The 18,559-nt window shown below is 38.4% G+C and carries 16 protein-coding genes and 1 pseudogene; all 17 read right to left on the reverse strand.

The window, feature by feature from the left end; translation table 11 throughout:
* Positions 1-85: 85 nt before the first annotated feature.
* The 17 genes and pseudogenes from HMPREF9088_RS09550 to HMPREF9088_RS09625 all read right to left on the reverse strand — a co-directional run bounded on the left by HMPREF9088_RS09550 (position 86) and on the right by HMPREF9088_RS09625 (position 18,407).
* The gene (locus HMPREF9088_RS09550; protein WP_007209033.1) at positions 86-1,933 is read right to left on the reverse strand and encodes an ABC transporter ATP-binding protein; all 1,848 of its coding nucleotides are present in this window, start codon (positions 1,931-1,933) and stop codon (positions 86-88) included.
* Between the two features lie 12 nt (positions 1,934-1,945).
* Positions 1,946-4,336 (reverse strand): ABC transporter ATP-binding protein, encoded by a 2,391-nt coding sequence (locus HMPREF9088_RS09555; RefSeq protein WP_007209034.1) that lies wholly within the window; start codon positions 4,334-4,336, stop codon positions 1,946-1,948.
* Between the two features lie 14 nt (positions 4,337-4,350).
* Positions 4,351-5,046, reverse strand: coding sequence for a TetR/AcrR family transcriptional regulator (locus tag HMPREF9088_RS09560; RefSeq protein ID WP_007209035.1), 696 nt, complete (start codon positions 5,044-5,046; stop codon positions 4,351-4,353).
* A 159-nt stretch (positions 5,047-5,205) separates the two neighbouring features.
* Positions 5,206-5,822 (reverse strand): annotated as a pseudogene (locus tag HMPREF9088_RS09565) (NADPH-dependent F420 reductase).
* Between the two features lie 292 nt (positions 5,823-6,114).
* Entirely contained in the window at positions 6,115-6,816 is a 702-nt protein-coding gene (locus HMPREF9088_RS09570) for a TIGR00266 family protein (protein WP_040366968.1), read from the reverse strand.
* Positions 6,817-6,970: 154 nt separating this feature from the next.
* A complete protein-coding gene (locus tag HMPREF9088_RS11475; protein WP_007209039.1) occupies positions 6,971-7,612 on the reverse strand; it encodes a LysM peptidoglycan-binding domain-containing protein in 642 nt (213 codons plus the stop codon).
* Positions 7,613-7,886: 274 nt separating this feature from the next.
* On the reverse strand, positions 7,887-8,483 hold the full coding sequence (locus HMPREF9088_RS09580) for a ribonuclease H1 domain-containing protein (protein ID WP_007209040.1): 597 nt from the start codon (positions 8,481-8,483) through the stop codon (positions 7,887-7,889).
* Positions 8,484-8,790: 307 nt separating this feature from the next.
* Entirely contained in the window at positions 8,791-10,407 is a 1,617-nt protein-coding gene (locus tag HMPREF9088_RS09585; protein ID WP_007209041.1) for a SulP family inorganic anion transporter, read from the reverse strand.
* A gap of 157 nt (positions 10,408-10,564) precedes the next feature.
* Positions 10,565-11,032 (reverse strand): NAD(+)--rifampin ADP-ribosyltransferase, encoded by a 468-nt coding sequence (locus tag HMPREF9088_RS11480; RefSeq protein WP_007209042.1) that lies wholly within the window; start codon positions 11,030-11,032, stop codon positions 10,565-10,567.
* A complete protein-coding gene (locus HMPREF9088_RS11485; protein ID WP_007209043.1) occupies positions 11,029-11,304 on the reverse strand; it encodes a hypothetical protein in 276 nt (91 codons plus the stop codon). Before HMPREF9088_RS11485 ends, HMPREF9088_RS11480 begins: the two co-directional genes overlap by 4 nt.
* A gap of 39 nt (positions 11,305-11,343) precedes the next feature.
* Positions 11,344-12,705, reverse strand: a complete 1,362-nt coding sequence (locus tag HMPREF9088_RS09595) for a PTS transporter subunit EIIC (protein ID WP_007209044.1) — start codon at positions 12,703-12,705, stop codon at positions 11,344-11,346.
* Between the two features lies 1 nt (position 12,706).
* Positions 12,707-14,107 carry a glycoside hydrolase family 1 protein gene (locus HMPREF9088_RS09600; protein WP_007209045.1) on the reverse strand — a complete coding sequence of 467 codons (1,401 nt, stop codon included), beginning with the start codon at positions 14,105-14,107 and terminating at the stop codon, positions 12,707-12,709.
* A gap of 234 nt (positions 14,108-14,341) precedes the next feature.
* On the reverse strand, positions 14,342-15,139 hold the full coding sequence (locus tag HMPREF9088_RS09605; protein WP_007209046.1) for a metallophosphoesterase family protein: 798 nt from the start codon (positions 15,137-15,139) through the stop codon (positions 14,342-14,344).
* A gap of 1 nt (position 15,140) precedes the next feature.
* Complete coding sequence (gene phnE, locus HMPREF9088_RS09610; protein ID WP_007209047.1) at positions 15,141-15,923, reverse strand: phosphonate ABC transporter, permease protein PhnE; 783 nt, start codon at positions 15,921-15,923, stop codon at positions 15,141-15,143.
* Positions 15,920-16,699 carry a phosphonate ABC transporter, permease protein PhnE gene (phnE, locus tag HMPREF9088_RS09615; RefSeq protein WP_007209048.1) on the reverse strand — a complete coding sequence of 260 codons (780 nt, stop codon included), beginning with the start codon at positions 16,697-16,699 and terminating at the stop codon, positions 15,920-15,922. Before phnE (HMPREF9088_RS09615) ends, phnE (HMPREF9088_RS09610) begins: the two co-directional genes overlap by 4 nt.
* Positions 16,696-17,451, reverse strand: coding sequence for a phosphonate ABC transporter ATP-binding protein (phnC, locus tag HMPREF9088_RS09620; protein ID WP_007209049.1), 756 nt, complete (start codon positions 17,449-17,451; stop codon positions 16,696-16,698). Before phnC ends, phnE (HMPREF9088_RS09615) begins: the two co-directional genes overlap by 4 nt.
* A gap of 32 nt (positions 17,452-17,483) precedes the next feature.
* Positions 17,484-18,407, reverse strand: coding sequence for a phosphate/phosphite/phosphonate ABC transporter substrate-binding protein (locus tag HMPREF9088_RS09625; protein ID WP_007209050.1), 924 nt, complete (start codon positions 18,405-18,407; stop codon positions 17,484-17,486).
* Positions 18,408-18,559 lie beyond the last annotated feature (152 nt).

Consider the following 18,559-nt stretch of genomic DNA (forward strand, 5'->3'; position numbering starts at 1 on the left):
TATATAAAAAAACACATGAAATGAAGAAAAATTCTTCATTTCATGTATTTCTAATTAGAATCGTATGTTTTGTTCTTTTCTATTTTTAACCGGCTAATTCTTCAAATTGTGAATTGTAGAGAGCTGCATAATAGCCGTTTTGAGCCAATAATTCTTCGTGTGTGCCTTGTTCTTTGATATCCCCATCTTGCATGTATAGAATCTTATCCGCATCTTTGATAGTAGATAATCGATGTGCAATAACGAAAGAAGTACGACCAGCCATTAAATTATTCATTGCTTGTTGAATCAAAACTTCTGTTCTGGTATCAACAGATGACGTAGCTTCATCGAGAATTAGAATCGGTTTATCTGCCAAGATTGCTCGTGCAATTGTTAATAATTGTTTTTGACCTTGCGAGATATTGGACGATTCTTCATTTAAAACCATATTGTATCCGCCAGGCAATGTTTCAATAAAGTGATGCACATGAGCTGCCTTTGCAGCAGCATAGACTTCTTCATCCGTCGCTTCTAAATTACCATAACGCAGATTGTCCAAGATGGTTCCCTTGAATAGCCATGTATCTTGTAACACCATACCGATGTTAGCTCGTAAATCTGTACGATTAAAATCTTGGATATTATGACCATCAATTTTAATGGCACCGGCATTGACATCATAAAAACGCATCAATAGTTTCACTATCGTTGTCTTACCTGCCCCAGTCGGTCCAACGATTGCGACCATTTCACCCGGATTCACATGACTCGAAAAATCATTGATAATAATTCGATCTGGCGTATACCCAAAGTGAACATGCTCAAAGTCAACTTCACCGCGAACGCGGCCGATTTTCACCGGATTTTCCACCGTTTGTGCTTCTTCCTCTTCATTCAAAAATTCAAAAACACGTTCCGCCGCAGCAGCCATGGATTGCAGCATATTTGATACTTGCGCCATTTGTGCAATAGGTTGTGTTAAGTTACGGACGTATTGGATAAAGGCTTGGATGTCTCCGACTGTGATTTTGCCATTGTATGCATAAATCCCACCGACAATTGCCACAGCCACATAGCCCAAGTTACCGACAAAGTTCATGATTGGTTGCATTAGACCTGATAGAAATTGAGACTTCCATGCAGACTTAAACAAAATATCATTTTGCTTCGTAAATTCATTTAATGCATTTTCTTCTTCATTAAACAAATGCACAATGTTATAGCCGCCAATAGTTTCTTCGACTTGTCCATTGATTTTTCCTAAATACTTTTGTTGCGTTTTAAAATACTTTTGTGACAATTTGACTACAAGTAAAATCAAGACCAATGAAATCGGCACGATTAAAATAGCAACTCCGGTCATCGGTACGGAAATTGAAAGCATCATCGCAATGACCCCAACGACTGTAAATGTCGATGTAATCAACTGTGTGATTGATTGGTTTAATGATTGGCCCAGCGTGTCCACATCATTAGTAATACGTGATAGTACTTCACCGGTCGTACGGCTTTCAAAATAATTCATCGGCATGCGATTAATTTTTTCTGAGATTTCTTTTCTCATACGATAGGTAATCTTTTGCGAAATCCCTGACATAATCCAGCCTTGAATAATCCCAAACAACGCGGCAATTGCGTATAAGCCGAGCATGAAAAGGAGAATTGAACCAATTTTGTCAAAATTGATACTTCCTGTTCCTTGGTATTTTTTAATCAAACCATTAAATAATTCAGTAATCGCTTTGGATAAAATTTTTGGTCCCCAGATATTAAAGATTGTCGATGCAGCCGCAAAGATCATCACAAAGAAGATAGCTACCTTATAAGCTCCCATATACGACAATAATTTTTTGATGGTTCCTTTAAAATCTTTTGCTTTTTCTACGGCGCCAATACCAGCACCTGGTCCCATACCACCACGAGGGCGGCGGGGTTGTTCTTTTTCTGCCATTTGGTTCGCCTCCTATTCTGCTTCCAAGCCTAATTCGGCATTACTTAATTGTGACGAAGCAATCTCTTGGTAAACAGCTGAAGTTGCCATTAGTTCTTCATGTGTACCTTGGGCAACAATTCGGCCTTCATTTAAGACGATAATTGTGTCCGCATGTAAAATCGTCGAAATCTTTTGGGCAACGATTAATTGCGTCATTCCTTGCGCATGTTCTGCTAATGCTTTCCGCAACGCAACATCGGTCTTATTATCCAACGCTGAAAGTGAATCATCTAAAATAAGCACTTTTGGTTGTTTGGCAAGTGCACGTGCAATGGCCAAACGTTGTTTTTGTCCCCCAGATACATTGGTACCACCTTGAGAAATTTCTCTTTGGTAGCCAGCATCGTTGGACTGGATGAATTCTTCTGCTTGTGCAATCATCGCAGCTTTCTTCATTTGTTCGTCGGAAATACCATCGACATTCCCAAATTTAATATTGGATTCAATGTCACCTGAGAACAAAATGCCTTTTTGTGGAACAAAGCCAATCAGCTTACGCAATTTATGCAAACTCATTTCTCTGATATCTACGTCATCAATCGTGATTCGACCTTCTGTCACATCATACATTCGGGGAATCAAATTCACAATGGTTGATTTCCCAGATCCAGTCGATCCAATGATCGCTGTCGTTTTTCCTGGCTGAGCAGTAAAGTTAATATGATGAAGAACATCTTCATTCGCTTCTGGATAACGGAAGGATACACCTTCAAACTTCACGACACCTTGGAAGTCTTCTTTATCATTTGGTTGTTCAGGATCGATAATCGTTGGAGTTGTTGCCAACACTTCATCGACACGTCCAGCTGATACATTCGCACGTGGTAAAATAATTGATACCATTGATAACATCATAAAGGCCATGACAATCAACATCGTATATGTGATAAAGGCCATCATATCACCGACTTGTAACTCGCCCGCTTCCATATTGTGGCCGCCAACCCAGACAATCAAGACTGATACACCATTCATCAATAGCATCATAACTGGGAACATGATAGACATCGCACGGTTTACAAACATTTGTGTTTTCATCAAATCTTTGTTAGCACGGTCAAATCGATTTTCTTCATATTTTTCTCGTGAAAATGCACGAATGACTGGCAAGCCTGTCAAGATTTCTCTTGAGACCAAGTTTACTCGGTCAACTAGATTTTGTAAGCTCTTGAATTTTGGCATTGTCGTACCTAATAACGTCAAGACTAATAGCAAGACCGCACCGACCGCGACACCGATAATCCAGCCCATTCCTGTACCTGTTTTGTATACGTGGTAAATACCACCCAGGCCTAAGATTGGTGCATAAAGCACCAAACGGATAATCATAACTAATCCTAATTGAATTTGTTGGATATCATTTGTACTTCTAGTAATCAATGACGCCGCTGAAAATTTATCCATTTCAGCATTTGAAAATTGCAAGACTTTTTTAAATTGACGCTCACGCAAATGCTTCCCTACCGCAGATGATACGACTGCCGCAATCAAGCCGACTAAAATTGACGCCAAAGCCGAGATGAACGTCAGCAATACCATTTCTGTACCTTTTTTGACCATGTAGTCTGTTTGAATCGATTTGGTATTCACTTTTAATGCTTTGTATTCTGCTAATGTTACTTGAATCCCAACTGTCTTTAACGAATCTTCACCCAAGTCGCCTAGTTCAGATTTGGTTTCTTTTCTTGCTGCCAAGACTTTCGCCGGCATTGCGTCACTAGTTGTTTGGATTTCGTTGGCTAATGTTTGCGCCTGTGCGCCCGCTTCTTTGGCCTGTTCACCTAGTGTTTGAGCCTTTTGTGCTTCACTTTGAGCCGTTGCTACATCTCCACTAGCCGCTGCCGCTTGCGCTTTTGCACCTGCTGTTTGCGCTTGGGCTGCAAGTGTTTTCGCTTGCTCCCCTAGCTCTTTTGCTTTTTGGCCATTTTCACTCATCGTTTGGTATTCAGTTAAAATGGATTTCGCAGACGATTCAGTTTTGGCACTACTAGATTGAGAGGATGCCAACATGAACATTGGAAGTTCAAAAATCTTTGACAAGTCTTCTTTGGTTGTTCCTTTTTGTAAATCTAATTTGTAGACAGTCACTTTTTTATCATTGATTGTCTCGGTCGTTTCTTTATAATTCTCGTTTATTGCTTTTTTCTCAGCATCGGTCATAAATAATTCAATCGCTGAGAGCGTGGATGCTCGAATTTTATCCGGGGCAACTTCTTCTAACCCACCTTGTTGGATACCCACATCAACAATGTCAGAGGTGATGCTTGGTAAAGACAAATCACTATTTGCCTGAACCACTAAAAGGAGTAAGGCAGCCAAAATGGCATACCAATATTTTCCTAGATACTTAAATAATTTCACTTCTGCAACCTTCTTTACTCATTATTTTCTTTTGTCATTGTCGGTTCAGGATTTGGCTGATAGGCACCTGATTTGATCCAACTGACTTTGCGTTGTAAGTCTCGCAAACTTTGATTTACATCGTATTCTTCATCCTCAGCTAAATGGCGATAAGCTTCAATAATAGTAGAAAAAACACTATGCATCAGCATATGGAGCAACATCCGTAACTCGTGAATGTTCGCTACTCTTAGTTTTGAATGATCAATAGATGTCCACATTTTTTCTTGTTCTTTTAAATGTTTCTCCCTTTGAACTTTTGCATCCATTTTTTGACCAGCGCTCATTTCAGGGGAAACTTTGTTAAAGGAGCGGTAATCCATGTTCATAAATAAATTCCGATAAAAGCTCGCATGTTTGTCATTTAAAACAAAGGTGATCATTTTTTCTGAAAAACTTTCAAAGCCCGCAAATAAATCTCCGTCATATTCTTGAATGGTCTTTAGCAAATCTCGAAAACTTGATTTACGCAAAAGATTAAAGTAGTAATAGTACAAATCTTCCTTGTCTTCAAAATACTGATAAAAACTTCCGCGCGGAATTTCTGCATCTTTCACGATATTGGCAATTGAGGCATCCTTTAATGGATTCTTTGAAAATTCTTTTTCAGCCGCCTTCATGATGCGATATTTCTTTTCCTCTGTTAAGTGGAAAAATGTTTCTTTTGGCACGTTTTCACTCCTTCACTCTATAAATGACACACTGTCATATGACATTGCGTCATTTATAATATTCTCAAATCATTTTTTTTGCAAGCGAAAAAGACTTAATAAAACAAAAAAAGATTGCAAACGGTTTACACCATTGGCAACCAGGAAAGATCTTAATACTCATTCTTTTTCTTTGTATTTACTAGCCAAAAAATTAAAATTGCAAAAACGGATATCGTCGCCGTAACTGATTTTTTCAGCTGCAGCTAGTGAAATTTGTAAGAAACCTAATGCTTCAAGTTCACGTGCTCGTTTTAGACTACCTGCGTCAATCACAGCTAAGCCGCTGCCATCTAATGCATCTGTCACTTGTTGTTTTGCTTCACTATCGTCAGAAGCAAGTAATACTGTCGTTTGATGTTCAGAAGCTACTCGTTTTGTTGCAAGTGTCGAAGCAAATGTCGTATTGAACCCTTTCACTACTTTATCAGTGCCTACTTTTTTGCAATCACTTCAGCAACTGAACTATCAGCTGGCACAACCAAGTCATCAAATGAATCAAAATTTACTGGGTTGGTAATATCAATAATTGTTTTTCCATCTAATTCATCTGCATACGTTGCTAAAATTCCCTCTACAGCTGGATAAGGAACGGCTAAAACAACGATTTCCCCTATACTATTTACTTTGTCAGACTCTGATGATGCAACGAAATTTACTTCATTCCCAGCATCAACAAAATTACTCCCAATTGCTTCTCCCATGCTACCTTTATCAAAAATTGTTACAGTTGCCATACTCTCATTACTCCAAACACATAGTTAATTTATTTCAACGTCAGTTTGACAATTTACTTTTTGTAAGTAAAATAGTTTGTATCGAGAATTAAAAAAATATCTCTACGTACTTAGTGCTGATTTTTTTATCAGATTCTTTTTTAACAGTGTGTTTTTTAGCATCACTTTATACCTATTTCAAAAGAGCACACAAAAAAGACATCTTATCTTTGAGATAGATGCCTGAATGACGGTCGACTCATTCACCAAAATGATGAACCTTTCTATAAGCAGTTTGAAAAAATGATTTTGGCTAACTTCCGCTTCCAGTACTCAAAAATGGCGTTAATGCTTCGCCAAGATTACGTAGATTGCGTGTTTGAATGATAACTTTGCCAGATCCTTGAAAAACATTTACTAATCCTTCGCCAGTCTTAAAGCCAAATGTGCCTGAAGCCACTTGAATGTCATACGTAAGATTGGTATCCCATGCAACAACGTGTTCGTTATCAATTGTCAGAGCCTGATTTGGTGAAACCGTCAATTCTAAGAGATCACCAAATGCAGAGACAAAGATAGTTCCATCCCCCGTGGTTTCCATGACAAATAATCCGCCCGTTCCACCAAAAAATGCTCCACTTATATTTTGTCTGGCCATCTTATATGTCACTTGCGAGTCACATGCAAGAAATGCACCGGTATTTAAGCAGTATTGCTTGGCATTCGATACTTGAAGTGGATGGATTTTCCCGGGTTTCCCGGGTGCGATACCGATAAAACTATCTTCAGTTAGTCCTGTGGCACTACTGATAAACAGGCTCTCACCACTTGTCATTGATCGACCAATCGCATGCATCAGTCCGCCCAAACCAGATTTACTTGCATTTAACTTTCCAGTCAACTCTACACCCGAATGGTAAGCCATGGCTCCTCGTTCAAGTTGAATCGATTCACCCGTTTTTAACTGAATCTGTAATATTGGAGAATCGGTACCTCCTAGTAACTTATAGTTCATTTTTTCTCCTTTGAAACATTTTCTTTTAGTATAGCCGACCGCAAACAATATAGCTAGCAACTCTCGAATAAAAAACGCTGAACAACCAAATGATGGACTTGCAATCACTTGTAGTTGTTCAGCGTTTTATTGTTTACTGCGTGTCCATTAAGGCTTAGTACCAGTTATTTGCTTGCCAGAAATCCATCGCATTTACAGGAGTACCATAGCGGCTTGCAATATAAGCCATACCATTTGCAGCTTGGACTGCTGGATCAGAACTTGTTTCAACTAACATTTGGAATAAGCCATATGCTGTTGATGTTGGGTTTTGAGCGTTTGGATTCCAAGAAGATTCATGTTGGATAATGAAATGAATTGCTTCCCAATTTGCTCCTGAATCCCAACCATATGCACTTGCGGCTGCACGAACGATTGATTCAACCGAACCATCTGTCGCTTGTGTAGTTGTTGTAGTAGTTGATTCTGTTGTTTCTGTAGCTGGTGTTGTTGTTTCTGTAGCTGGTGTTGTTGCTTCTGTCGCTGCTTCTTCAGCAGTCGCATCAACAATTTCACCAGTTGTTGTATCAATTTTTAATGTATCGCCAACAAAAATTAAATCAGCGTTTTTGATATTATTTGAATTTGCGATTTCTATGTAACGAGTGTAATCGCCAAAATATTTTGCAGAAATCCCACTTAATGTTTCGCCAGATTTTACAGTGTGTGTTACTTCATCGGCACTCACTTTCATGCCCATTCCTAAAAATGCAGCCCCTGTGATACCTACCATTAATGCTAGTTGTTTGATCTTCATAAAACGAATTGTATCTCCTTTATCTTTCAAATCTTTAGTGACATCTCTACGTAGCTGACTCTCTCAGCAACAGGCCCTATTAAAACATATAGATATTACAGCGATATAGAGCTAAGATAACAATTTGATGTTAAGTATTACAAAATATTACAGAACAAACTTTCTTTTAATACAGGTATTTATGGAGAGAAAACAAAAAAGAGACGAAATTCGTCTCTTTTCACTCATTCTATTCGTTATTTATCAGTATAAAAGATACTGATTTACAGCTTAGTTATGCCATCGCTTGATTGGCACCTTGTTTTGCTAACTGGTCTGCCAGTTCATTATACGTATCGCCAGTATGTGCTTTAACTTTTTTAAAGTGAACAGCAATCTTAGTCTGTAGCAATTGAAATTGTGCAGCGTAATATTTCGAAATAGGCTTGTTTGCGCGCCAATCACCTTCTGCCCAAGCTTGAATTCCTTGGTAGTCGTAGTAGATGGTTAATTGAGACTCACCTTGTGCGATGGCCCATTCCATCGCTTTTAGACACCCTATCACTTCGCCCGCAATTTGAAAGCTTTCTGTATAGTTTGCATCCTTTCCAGGAATCGCTAACTTCTCAATCACTTGACCCTCTTTCAAAAAGACGATGCCTGATCCGTATTGACCAAGCGTTCGATTAAATGAGCCATCGACATAGGCGACTAGTCCTTCGTCGGGTATGTCGCTTTGTATGCCGCCTTCTATAAAACGCTCGGCCTCTTCCTTCGTCGGGAATGATTTGAATTTCGCATTAGGAAATCCTTTGACTTGTTTTTGTGCTTCAGGCCATGTCTGATATATCCCTGGCTGTTTTCCAATTCTCACTGCATAATATTTTGCCATAGACTCTCCTCCAGTTGTAAGATCATTCTTTTATGTTAGCACGTTCGAACGAAAAAAAGCGACTGAAAAAAATAAAAAGGTAAAATACACGATGCTTCATAATCCCTACTTACCAACAAATAATTTTAGCGATACGGTTGCAATAACTTTGTCAATTCTTCTTGAGCTGCTTGATCTTCGGATACTAGAAATGCTTGATCCGGTGCAAAATAAATCGTTGCCCCTTCATCCCACTAATTACCCATTTTTTCTCCATTGATTCTCTTCCTCTAACTAGTTTCCTTTTATTATAGCACTAGTATGTGATCTAGCTTGCTGGATACAATGTTGCGAGGCCGTGAGCGACAGTCGGGTAGACTTCGCTTTCTGTTTCTTGCCAAAGGTGTTGCATATAATGAGCAACGTCTGGTTGTAGCGACGTGTACATAATTTTTTGTCCGCGAAGATTGGCCTGTTCTTGGAACTCTTCAAAAACGGCCAACGCCGTAATATCGATGTGTGGAACGCCACGTAGCGAAAAGATGACGCCTTCGTGTTCATCTAGTTGTTGCAAGGCTTGCTTCAACTTTTCAGCTGACATAAAGAAAAGTGGTCCACTAATATAGACAACCGTCCATCTAGATAAGTGAGTCGCAGCTGGTAAGTTCATTCGTAGCCAATCAACAGGTTCCAGTGCGATCTTGATAGCTGAGCTCCGTACTAGGAAAATAATCATGCCACTAATGACACCGATAACGATGGCAATACTCAAATCGAAAATAACCGTAGAAGCCATCGTGACAAAAAACATCGCCAATGATACCCAATATTTTTTGGTAACAAAGGTCTGTATCGTGTGCCATTCATTCATTCGCCATGCGGTAATGATCAAGACACCTGCCAGTGCTGGCATCGGTATCATAGACATGATTGGTGCTAGTACCATCATCGAAAGAAATAAAACAAGCGCGTGTATAATTCCAGTTAGGCGTGTTTGTCCACCTGCTTTAATAGCCACACTTGTTCTAGCAATCGCCGCTGTCGCTGGAATACCACCAAAGAAAGGCAAAATCATATTCCCGATGCCTTGCGCAATAAGCTCTTGATTGCTATCTAGTGAACGATTCGTCATGCGGCCAGCCGATGCTCCACACAAAAGACTTTCAACCATACCCAGCAAGGCGATGCTAATTGCCGGTACAAGTACATTTTCAAGTGAGCCAATCGAAAGTGCCTCTATGCTCAACCGATTGGTGCTAATGATTGATGTTGGAATGGTTCCGACTGTCGCAATCGGCAAGTGAAAGAGAACCATCACCAGAGTCGTCACAATAATCGCAAAAAGTGAGCTTGGTAACAAGGTTGCGAGTTTCTTAGGATAGACAACCATTACAATCATAACCAAAATACCCATCACTAACGAAGCTATCGCTGGCTTGAATCCTAAAATTTGATAGCTAGCGAGTTTTTCGAGTACATTGGCTCCTTTAGACTGAGTACCAAATAAATTATCTACTTGACCAAGTGCGATAATAATCGCAATCCCCGATGTAAAGCCTGTAATGACTGGCGCCGGAATAAACGAGGTCAACACTCCTAATTTAAATACGCCTGCAAGTAATAACATGATACCGGCCAAAAATGTCGCCAATAATACCCCTTGGATACCTTCACTAGCGGCGATAGACATCAAAATAGCCGCCATCGCTCCTGTTGGACCTGAAATTTGATAAAACCCACCTGATAAACTACCAATCACCACCCCGGCAACGATTGCCGTAATCAGACCTGCCGCCGCATCCACACCGCTCGACACACCGAATGCAATCGCCAAGGGTAAAGCCACCGCAGCCACCGTTAAACCTGCGAGAACATCCATCCGAAATTTTTGAAGTGAATAACCAGTAAATTCGCTTTTCAATAATTGCACATAATTTTTAAACACTACTATACTCCTTTTCTACTATTTGTAGCCACGCGCTACATATGAACTCTGTTAGTTTACTAGACATTTCACAAGAAGGAAATAGCTTATTACTGAAAATTTTCATTAGAAGACCGACAAAAAAAGCTGACTCACTTAGAATCAGCTGTTTTTTGCTTTAGTTGATAATTTCACTTTTATTTTTCGTTAACTTCGTGCGCCATTGCGCCAATTCATCGTCATAGTCTTCGTTTCGTTCACCTATGATTCGTAATGGTGCAGTCGAACGATAAGAGCTAGTCAAATTACCCGGAAATTTCTTATCCGTCACATTGGGGTCATCTTCAAAATCGCCCATTGGTTCTACCTCATAGACTCGTTCTATCCCATCTCCTTTAGCAAGTAACGCTGCAAGATGCGCTCCTTTCAAATTCGAAGTGAAGTAAATATGATTCATCATTAAGTTATCTTCATAGTTCGACTGATGCCCTGCAACAAGTAAGTCACCTGTTGACAACTCTGCTCGTGTCCCATGATAAAAAGGTCCTTGATCAAATATTTTTCCAGTCCACTCGCAAGACAATTTGCGCATCTGTTCTGCTTTGTCTCGTTCGTCAACTTCATCGTACTTCTCTGCTAATTTCAAATAAATGGTCGCAAATGCAGACTGTCACTTATTTCGTTGGACTGCTTAGCATAGGCTAAAGCATTCTCAAGCCCTGCCACGTATTCATTGCTATCTTGTTCCAGCAACGCACACTCATAAGTTGCAAGAAATCGCTCAAAGTCCGACGAAGCCGCAGCGAACGCTTGTCTAAATAGTACTCGTGCTCCTGATGTGCCGCCGTTTGCTACCAATACCATTCCTTGCAGACATTGTTGCACAATTTTATTTCCTGGATGAAATGCATCGCTCATGTTTTGTTGCTCCTTTTGGTTGTCCTGTTTTCAAATCTACTATCCATTCGTCGATCCCATCTCACTCTTACTCGCCATCTGTTCTGTATAAAGTTTGCCATCGTATATCTTAAAGAATGGGTAGTAGCAAACAATCGAGACTGCTAAATTAAGAAAAGCGATTGAGATAGCACGGAAGTCACCACCAGTTCCTAAAAATGCCCCAATTCCAATTGGAGAAATCCAAGGAATCCCCGTAATTACTTTGTTCACCAATCCAAAGTCCGTAGCAAAATAGGCGATCGTAACATTCACTATCGGGGTCACAATAAATGGAATAATCAAGTACGGATTGTACACGATCGGTGCCCCGAAAATAACTGGCTCATTGATATTAAATAACCCAGGTAAAATAGCCGTTTTACCAAGAATCTTCAATTGATCTGATTTTGCGACAAAGATCATTAATAAGACCAATCCTAGCGTACTCCCCGCACCGCCAATGAAGATGTACATATTAATAAAGTCGCCAGCAAAGATATTAGACGAGCCATTAATATTTTCTGTCAGTGCTACTAACAAGATGGGATTGACGAAACTATTTTTGATAATTGCGGTCCCGTGAACACCCACAGACCACAATAAATGAATCAATAACATAATAACGACAATCCCCAACCATGAGCCCGTCAGATCTTTAACAAATTCAAATGGTTTCGATAACAATCCATGCAAATCCGTATGCAAAAAGGCCAGTCCAGCATTGATTCCTATCATGACAACTGAAATCAAAATAGCCGGAATCAACGAAGCAAATGCGCGACTGACACCAATCGGTACTCCTTCTGGCATGCGAATGGTAAGATTCTTTTTGACACAAAAGCGATAAATTTGCGTAGACAAAATCGCAGTAATAATCCCTATGAAGATTCCTACACCGCCAAAACGTGTTACCCACCCACCTAATGCAACTCCATTATAAATAATGGCTGTATCAGATGTTTTTTGGATTAATTGCGCACCATCGTTGCCGATATCTACTTGGACGATGGTCATCAAAAAAGCAAAGAGACCCAATACTGCCCCTACAAAGCTACTTAATTCCTTCGTCTCCTCTTTGCGGTAGATATCCGTCAAAAAATAAGCCGTTCCCAGACTGTAAAACAATGCCAGCGAACCGATAGACATCGTTGTTGCTACAGAATAAATCGGCGCAAATTTCAAAATAGTCGACTCAAAAAACGAAGCCAATTGCGGAATAATTTGTGGGAGATTATTAATAATCAAAAAAATAGAACCCACAATTGTGAATGGTACTGTAATAATCCCAGCTTGCATGATAGCACGAATAAAGCGCAGATTTGCGACCTTATTAAGCGGTGGCAATAATTTTGTTTCCAAAAATGAAAAGAAAGCATTCATCCTATTCCCCCACTTTCGGTAGCTGATTCGTCTGAATGACGTCTTGATACCAGTAAAAACTATCTTTTTTGTAACGTTTCATTTCTTTGGTATCCTCTTCTGTGCGGTCGACATAAATAAATCCATACCGCTTGCTAATTCCTTCATGCACGCTGACCAAATCAATCGCCGACCAAGGACTATACCCGATTAAATTCACACCAGCTTCGATTGCGGCACCACATTGCTCGATATGTTGCTTCAGATAATCAATTCGATACTGATCATGAACGGCTCCATCGTCTGTCAGTTCATCCTTAGCTCCCAAGCCATTTTCAGTAATGATGATTGGTAAATTGTAGCGATCATAGAGTGTTTGCAAGGTCGTCTTTAAACCTAGTGGATCAATCGTCCAATTGAATTCATTTTTTTCTAAATAAGGGTTGGTGAAGCCTTTATAAAATCCCCACTCCATTATGTCTTCACTCTGTTGATCGCTAATTCCATTCGCCATTTCTTTTTTCGCCAGTGGTTTTTCAACGGTAACAGTCGTATAAAAATTCATCGCAATGTAATCTGGAAAAGCCGTTTTCATCAGCGCTTCATCTTCTGGTGCAAACGTAATTTGCACGTCGTTTTGCTTCAAGTAATCTTTAAATACTGTATTGTAACGTCCAAAGCATGAAAAATCTAAGTACGCCCAATTTCGAACGCTGTTAAAATAAAGAGCTGCTTGGTTATCTATTGGCTTACTTGTTGCTGGATAGACGAGGGAAATATTTGGTACAGGACCAATTTTTCCATCTGTAATTAATTCATGGCAACGTTTAAAAACATACTTTTCCGCAATCATGAGATGATGAAATTGTTGATACTTTTCTTGGATAGGAATTTCTTTCCCCAGAATTTTCTTATCTACTAAAAGCATAATATTGGGTTCATTAATCGTTAGCCAATTTTTCACACGATCACCATAGGCTTGAAATACCGTTTCTGCATAATGTACAAAGGCATCGACCGTACTGCGAACACCCCATCCCCCCTCATCTTCTAGTGCTTGAGGCAAATCAAAATGATTCAATGTAATGAATGGTTGTATTTGGTACTTTAGTAGCTCATCGATGACATCGCTATAGTGCTGTAGCCCTGGCTCATTTACAGCTCCTCTTCCATCTGGGAAAATTCTCGTCCAAGCAATCGAGAATCTAAACACGTTAATTCCCATCTCTGACAATAATTTAATATCCTCTTTGTAATGATGATAATGATCGCTAGCCACCTTAAAGTCAGCTATCGCATGATTGTCTCTTTGACGCGTGTCTTGCACGCTTAGGCCTTTGCCATCTTCTTGATAAGCACCTTCTGTTTGATGGGCAGATATCGATGCCCCCCATAAAAAATTATCTGGAAATGTATGAGTCATAGTCTTTCTCCTAACTGTTTTTTTAGGCGTATCAACTAATTATAATATACAGTCTGCTCATCAGTGTTCATTGATGCTTGGGTGACTATATTGATTTTATAAAAAAAAAAGCCTAAATCTATACCTGAAAGAATTAACCTTCATATTCTAGATTTAGGCCATCCAAAATGCTTAACTAATTCATTTCACAGGAATTAGTTAAGCATTTGCATTGAAATATGCGACACATTATTTTTACATTTTAATCATTTTCAAAAGTTTTCCAGGTTTGACATTTCGTGAACTCTGCTCAGTTATTTTTTCATCTGAAAATCGGTATAGGTTATATCCATACGCTTCCTCAAAACGAACAAGCCCGTCTCCTTCATCCTCACCAATAAAAGACATTCCTGATACTGTGTAATACGGAATTCCTTGAATATCACTGATGAATGGATGGTGAGTATGACCATTCAATATACACTTAATATTATGAGACTGCAATAACTGAATTAATTGTTTTGAACCTGGCCATTCTGGCATAGTAATCTGGGTTGGAAGCAAATGGTGATGGGTCACAAAAATAATCGGACGTCCTTTCGCATTTATCAGCTGATTCTTTAGCCACTCAAATTGCTTAGAATCGACAATTCCATTTGGATAGCCAAAATACGAATTATCAAACGCAATAATCGAAACATCTGGGAAATGCATCACATCGTTATAAAAATCTTCTGAAGGAAGTTCAGCAAACCAGCCTTCACGAAAATTTGACTTTATATCATGATTTCCTAATGTCACGATAATAGGTATGCTACCTACAATATTTAATAACCATTGCTTTAAAAAATAGTAATCTTCAACTTCTCCATCCTCAGTTAAATCACCACTAATTATTAATACATCAATCCTATGATTAGCTAATACTTCCGTTAAGCATTCTTCTAAATGAGTCAAAGGCGATTGCATTTTAGCTAACATTTCTAAATAATCAGTATTTTTAAGTAAATATGTTTTTCTAAAATGAATGTCTGATATATGTAGTATATTCATCCTATTTCAGTCTCTTTCTAATGATTCCAGTGATTAAATCTAAAATAAATACCGTAATAACCACCCCAATTAAGATAATACTTACTTTGCTCCAATTGCGAGTCTGAATTGCAAAAATTAACGGTGCACCAATACCACCTGCACCAACTAACCCAAGAGTTGCTGCACTTCTGACAGCAATTTCAAAATGATTTAAGGCTAAGGAACTCCATATAGGTGCTAAAGATGAAAAACGAACAAAAAATAAAACTTGCCAAAAATTAGCACCGATTGCATGCATTTCTTGAACAATATTTTCATCCATGTTTTCCATTTCTTCAGTAAATAATTTACCTAGCATCCCTATTTGATGCGCGCCAATCGCCAGCACCCCAGCAAAAGGACCCGGACCAACTACTTTAACAAAAATAATAGCCAAAACCAATTCAGGAAAAGAACGCAATATATTACACACTAGCTTTCCAATTTTGGTAATATAACTATGATTTGGAAATAGATTAACTGCACTAACAAGGGCTAAAGGAATCGCAAAAAATGTTGCTAAAAAAGAGCCCAAAAAAGCAATACCTATCGTCAAAACGAGTAAATTAACCAAATCTTCTCCACTGCCATCATACATGAAGCTCCAATCTGGATGACTTAATCCTCTAATTACTTCCAAACCCATAGATAGAGAAAATGTGGATAAGCCCGAATAATCAATATTTACTGCAGAAATCAAAACTAAAAATAGAAATAAGCTGATGTAAAAATATGTTTTTTTACTGATATCACGAATTATCATACCAATGATCTCCTCACACGCTCACTCACCTTATCTACAATAATTACTGTAACTAGTATCGTTAAAATAATTATTGACACTCTTTCGTAATTTAATAATGCGAGTGAGGAATTCAAAATAACCCCAATTCCACCAGCACCAACAAAACCTAAAATTGTCGATGCTCGTACGTTTACTTCAAATGCGTAAAATGTGTAGCTTAAAAATTGATTAATTACTTGTGGCAATACCGCCCAAACAGTAATTTGAAACTTATTGCTCCCTACCGCAGCAGTCATTTCTATGGGACCATAGTCAATCGTCTCCACAGCTTGAAACATCAATTGCGACACCATACCTAAAGTAAAAATTGCAATTGTGATAACTCCTGTCGATTCACCAATCCCAAATATAGCAACAAATAAAGCAGCCAAAAGCAATGTTGGAATCGTTCGAACTAAACCAAGTACAAATCGAATACTAATTGATAGCGTCTTATTTTCCGTTAGTATGGTTGTTGCGTAAAAGCTAATTGGAAATGCTAAAAGAACACCTACAAATGTTCCTAGTAAAGACATTTCTAGTGTTTTTATCATCGGTAACACAAGTCTAGGAAGGAAACTAAAATCGGGTTTTGCCAAACGTGACAAAAATATGACTATCTGATTAGAATTTGAAATTACTTTATAAAAATCAGCATTTGTTAATCGGACACTTCCCAAAAAGCAAATAATTATTATCGTGCCGATCAATAATTTCTTATGCAAATTAAAATGAACCGTGTCTTTTAACTTCATAGACTGCCTCGATCCTGTGAACTACCGTAAATAGTATCTAAGCGAGTAGGGGTTAGTTCCTCCGGAGGTCCATCAAAAATAATTTCTCCATATTTCAAGGCAATAATTCTCGTTGAAAATTCTTTAGCCAATGGAACAGAGTGCAAATTAACAATCACTGTTTTGTTCATCTTCAGATTTATTTTTTTTAAATCTTGCATTACATTTTGTGTCGTCACTGGATCTAAAGAAGCAACGGGTTCATCGGCTAGTATAATTGGAGCGCGCTGAACAAGGGCTCTTGCTATAGATACTCTTTGTTGTTGCCCTCCACTCAACTCGTCGCTTCTAGCATGTAATTTATCGCTAAGTCCTACCATCCTCAAAGCCTCTTCAGTCTGAGAATAATCCTCTTTTGTAAATAAACCAAAAGTACTTTTAAATGTCGAATAGTATCCCAAGCGCCCAGACAACACATTTTTTTGAACAGTACTTCGTTTTACCAAGTTAAAATTTTGAGAAATCCATCCGATTTGGCGGCGTAACATACGTAATTCTTTCTTCTTCGCATTTGTAATTGAGGTATCATTAATAATGATATCGCCTTCCGTAATGCGTTCTAAGCGATTAATTGAACGAAGCAAGGTACTCTTCCCTGCTCCACTCAATCCAATAATAGATATAAACTCACCATCTTGGATAGTTAAATTTATATTGCTTAACCCTTTAACACCATTAGGATATATTTTTGATACATTATTGAAGGTAATCATACAAACTCCTTTTTGAAATTAATTGTTTTTCTTTATTCAGATGCTTTTTTTGTGTATGAACGAATAGTATCGTACGCTGAATCTGCAGCTTCCTGGTATCCTTTATGTCCCCATATAGCCATAGCTTCAGCTCCTTCATCATCATCAGTCATATTTAAAAAAACTTGTTTTACTTCTTCTTTCAATGTTTCATCCATAGAAGGTTGGACTGCAATCGCATCATTTGGAATATCACCCTCTGTTAAATACAAAACTCGCAAATCTTCGAATAAATCATTGTCTGGAAAACTTGATGCAAAAACATTACGAGCTCCTTGGAAAACAAATGCTGCATCCATTTGTCCATTTAATACGGATGTAATTTCACTAGGGATATCATTTACAGTCGTAATAGTTGATTGAGTCGTTGGATCTATTCCCGCATCTTTTAACTCTGCTACAGGATAAATATATCCACTGGCTGAATTTGGACTCAATGCAGCTATTTTTTTCCCTTTTAAATCAGATAATGTTTTGATTGAACTGTCACTTTTAACTAATATTTCTCCTTTAAATGTACTAGTCAATTCTCCTTCCAATGGCAACCCAGTCTTCTCATCATATTTTCCTAATTCAGAAGTTAAAATAGCTTCTGCAGCTCCCATATCTTTGGCTTGTACATAGGCAGCAGGCGGCATAATACCAATATCAACTTGCCCTGAAGCCATGGCTTCAACAATTGTTGAGTAGTCTGTAGCTAGCGTCACTTCGACATCGCGATCAAGCTTTTTCGATAGGTATTCTGCGAAAGGCTTCGTTTTTGCTTCCATCGATCCATCATTATTTGTAGGTACAAATTGAACTACTAACTTCTCTTTATTCGAAGAGTCACTATTCTCACTATTTGATCCACATCCTACCAATGTACCTGCAAGTATAAGACCCATACCCATCAATGCTAACTTTTTCAAACGCATGCTTTTTCCTCCTGATTGAACATGATTTTTTGTACATTTAGATAGTATCAAAAAAACATTCTTTTCGATGTGACACAAGTCATACCTATCTATATTTTACATATATTTTACAAAAAATTAACTTTAATTATTCGTATTGAGAAGATATTTTA

The sequence above is a fragment of the Enterococcus italicus DSM 15952 genome, from assembly GCF_000185365.1.
GTDB classification, from domain to species: domain Bacteria; phylum Bacillota; class Bacilli; order Lactobacillales; family Enterococcaceae; genus Enterococcus_G; species Enterococcus_G italicus.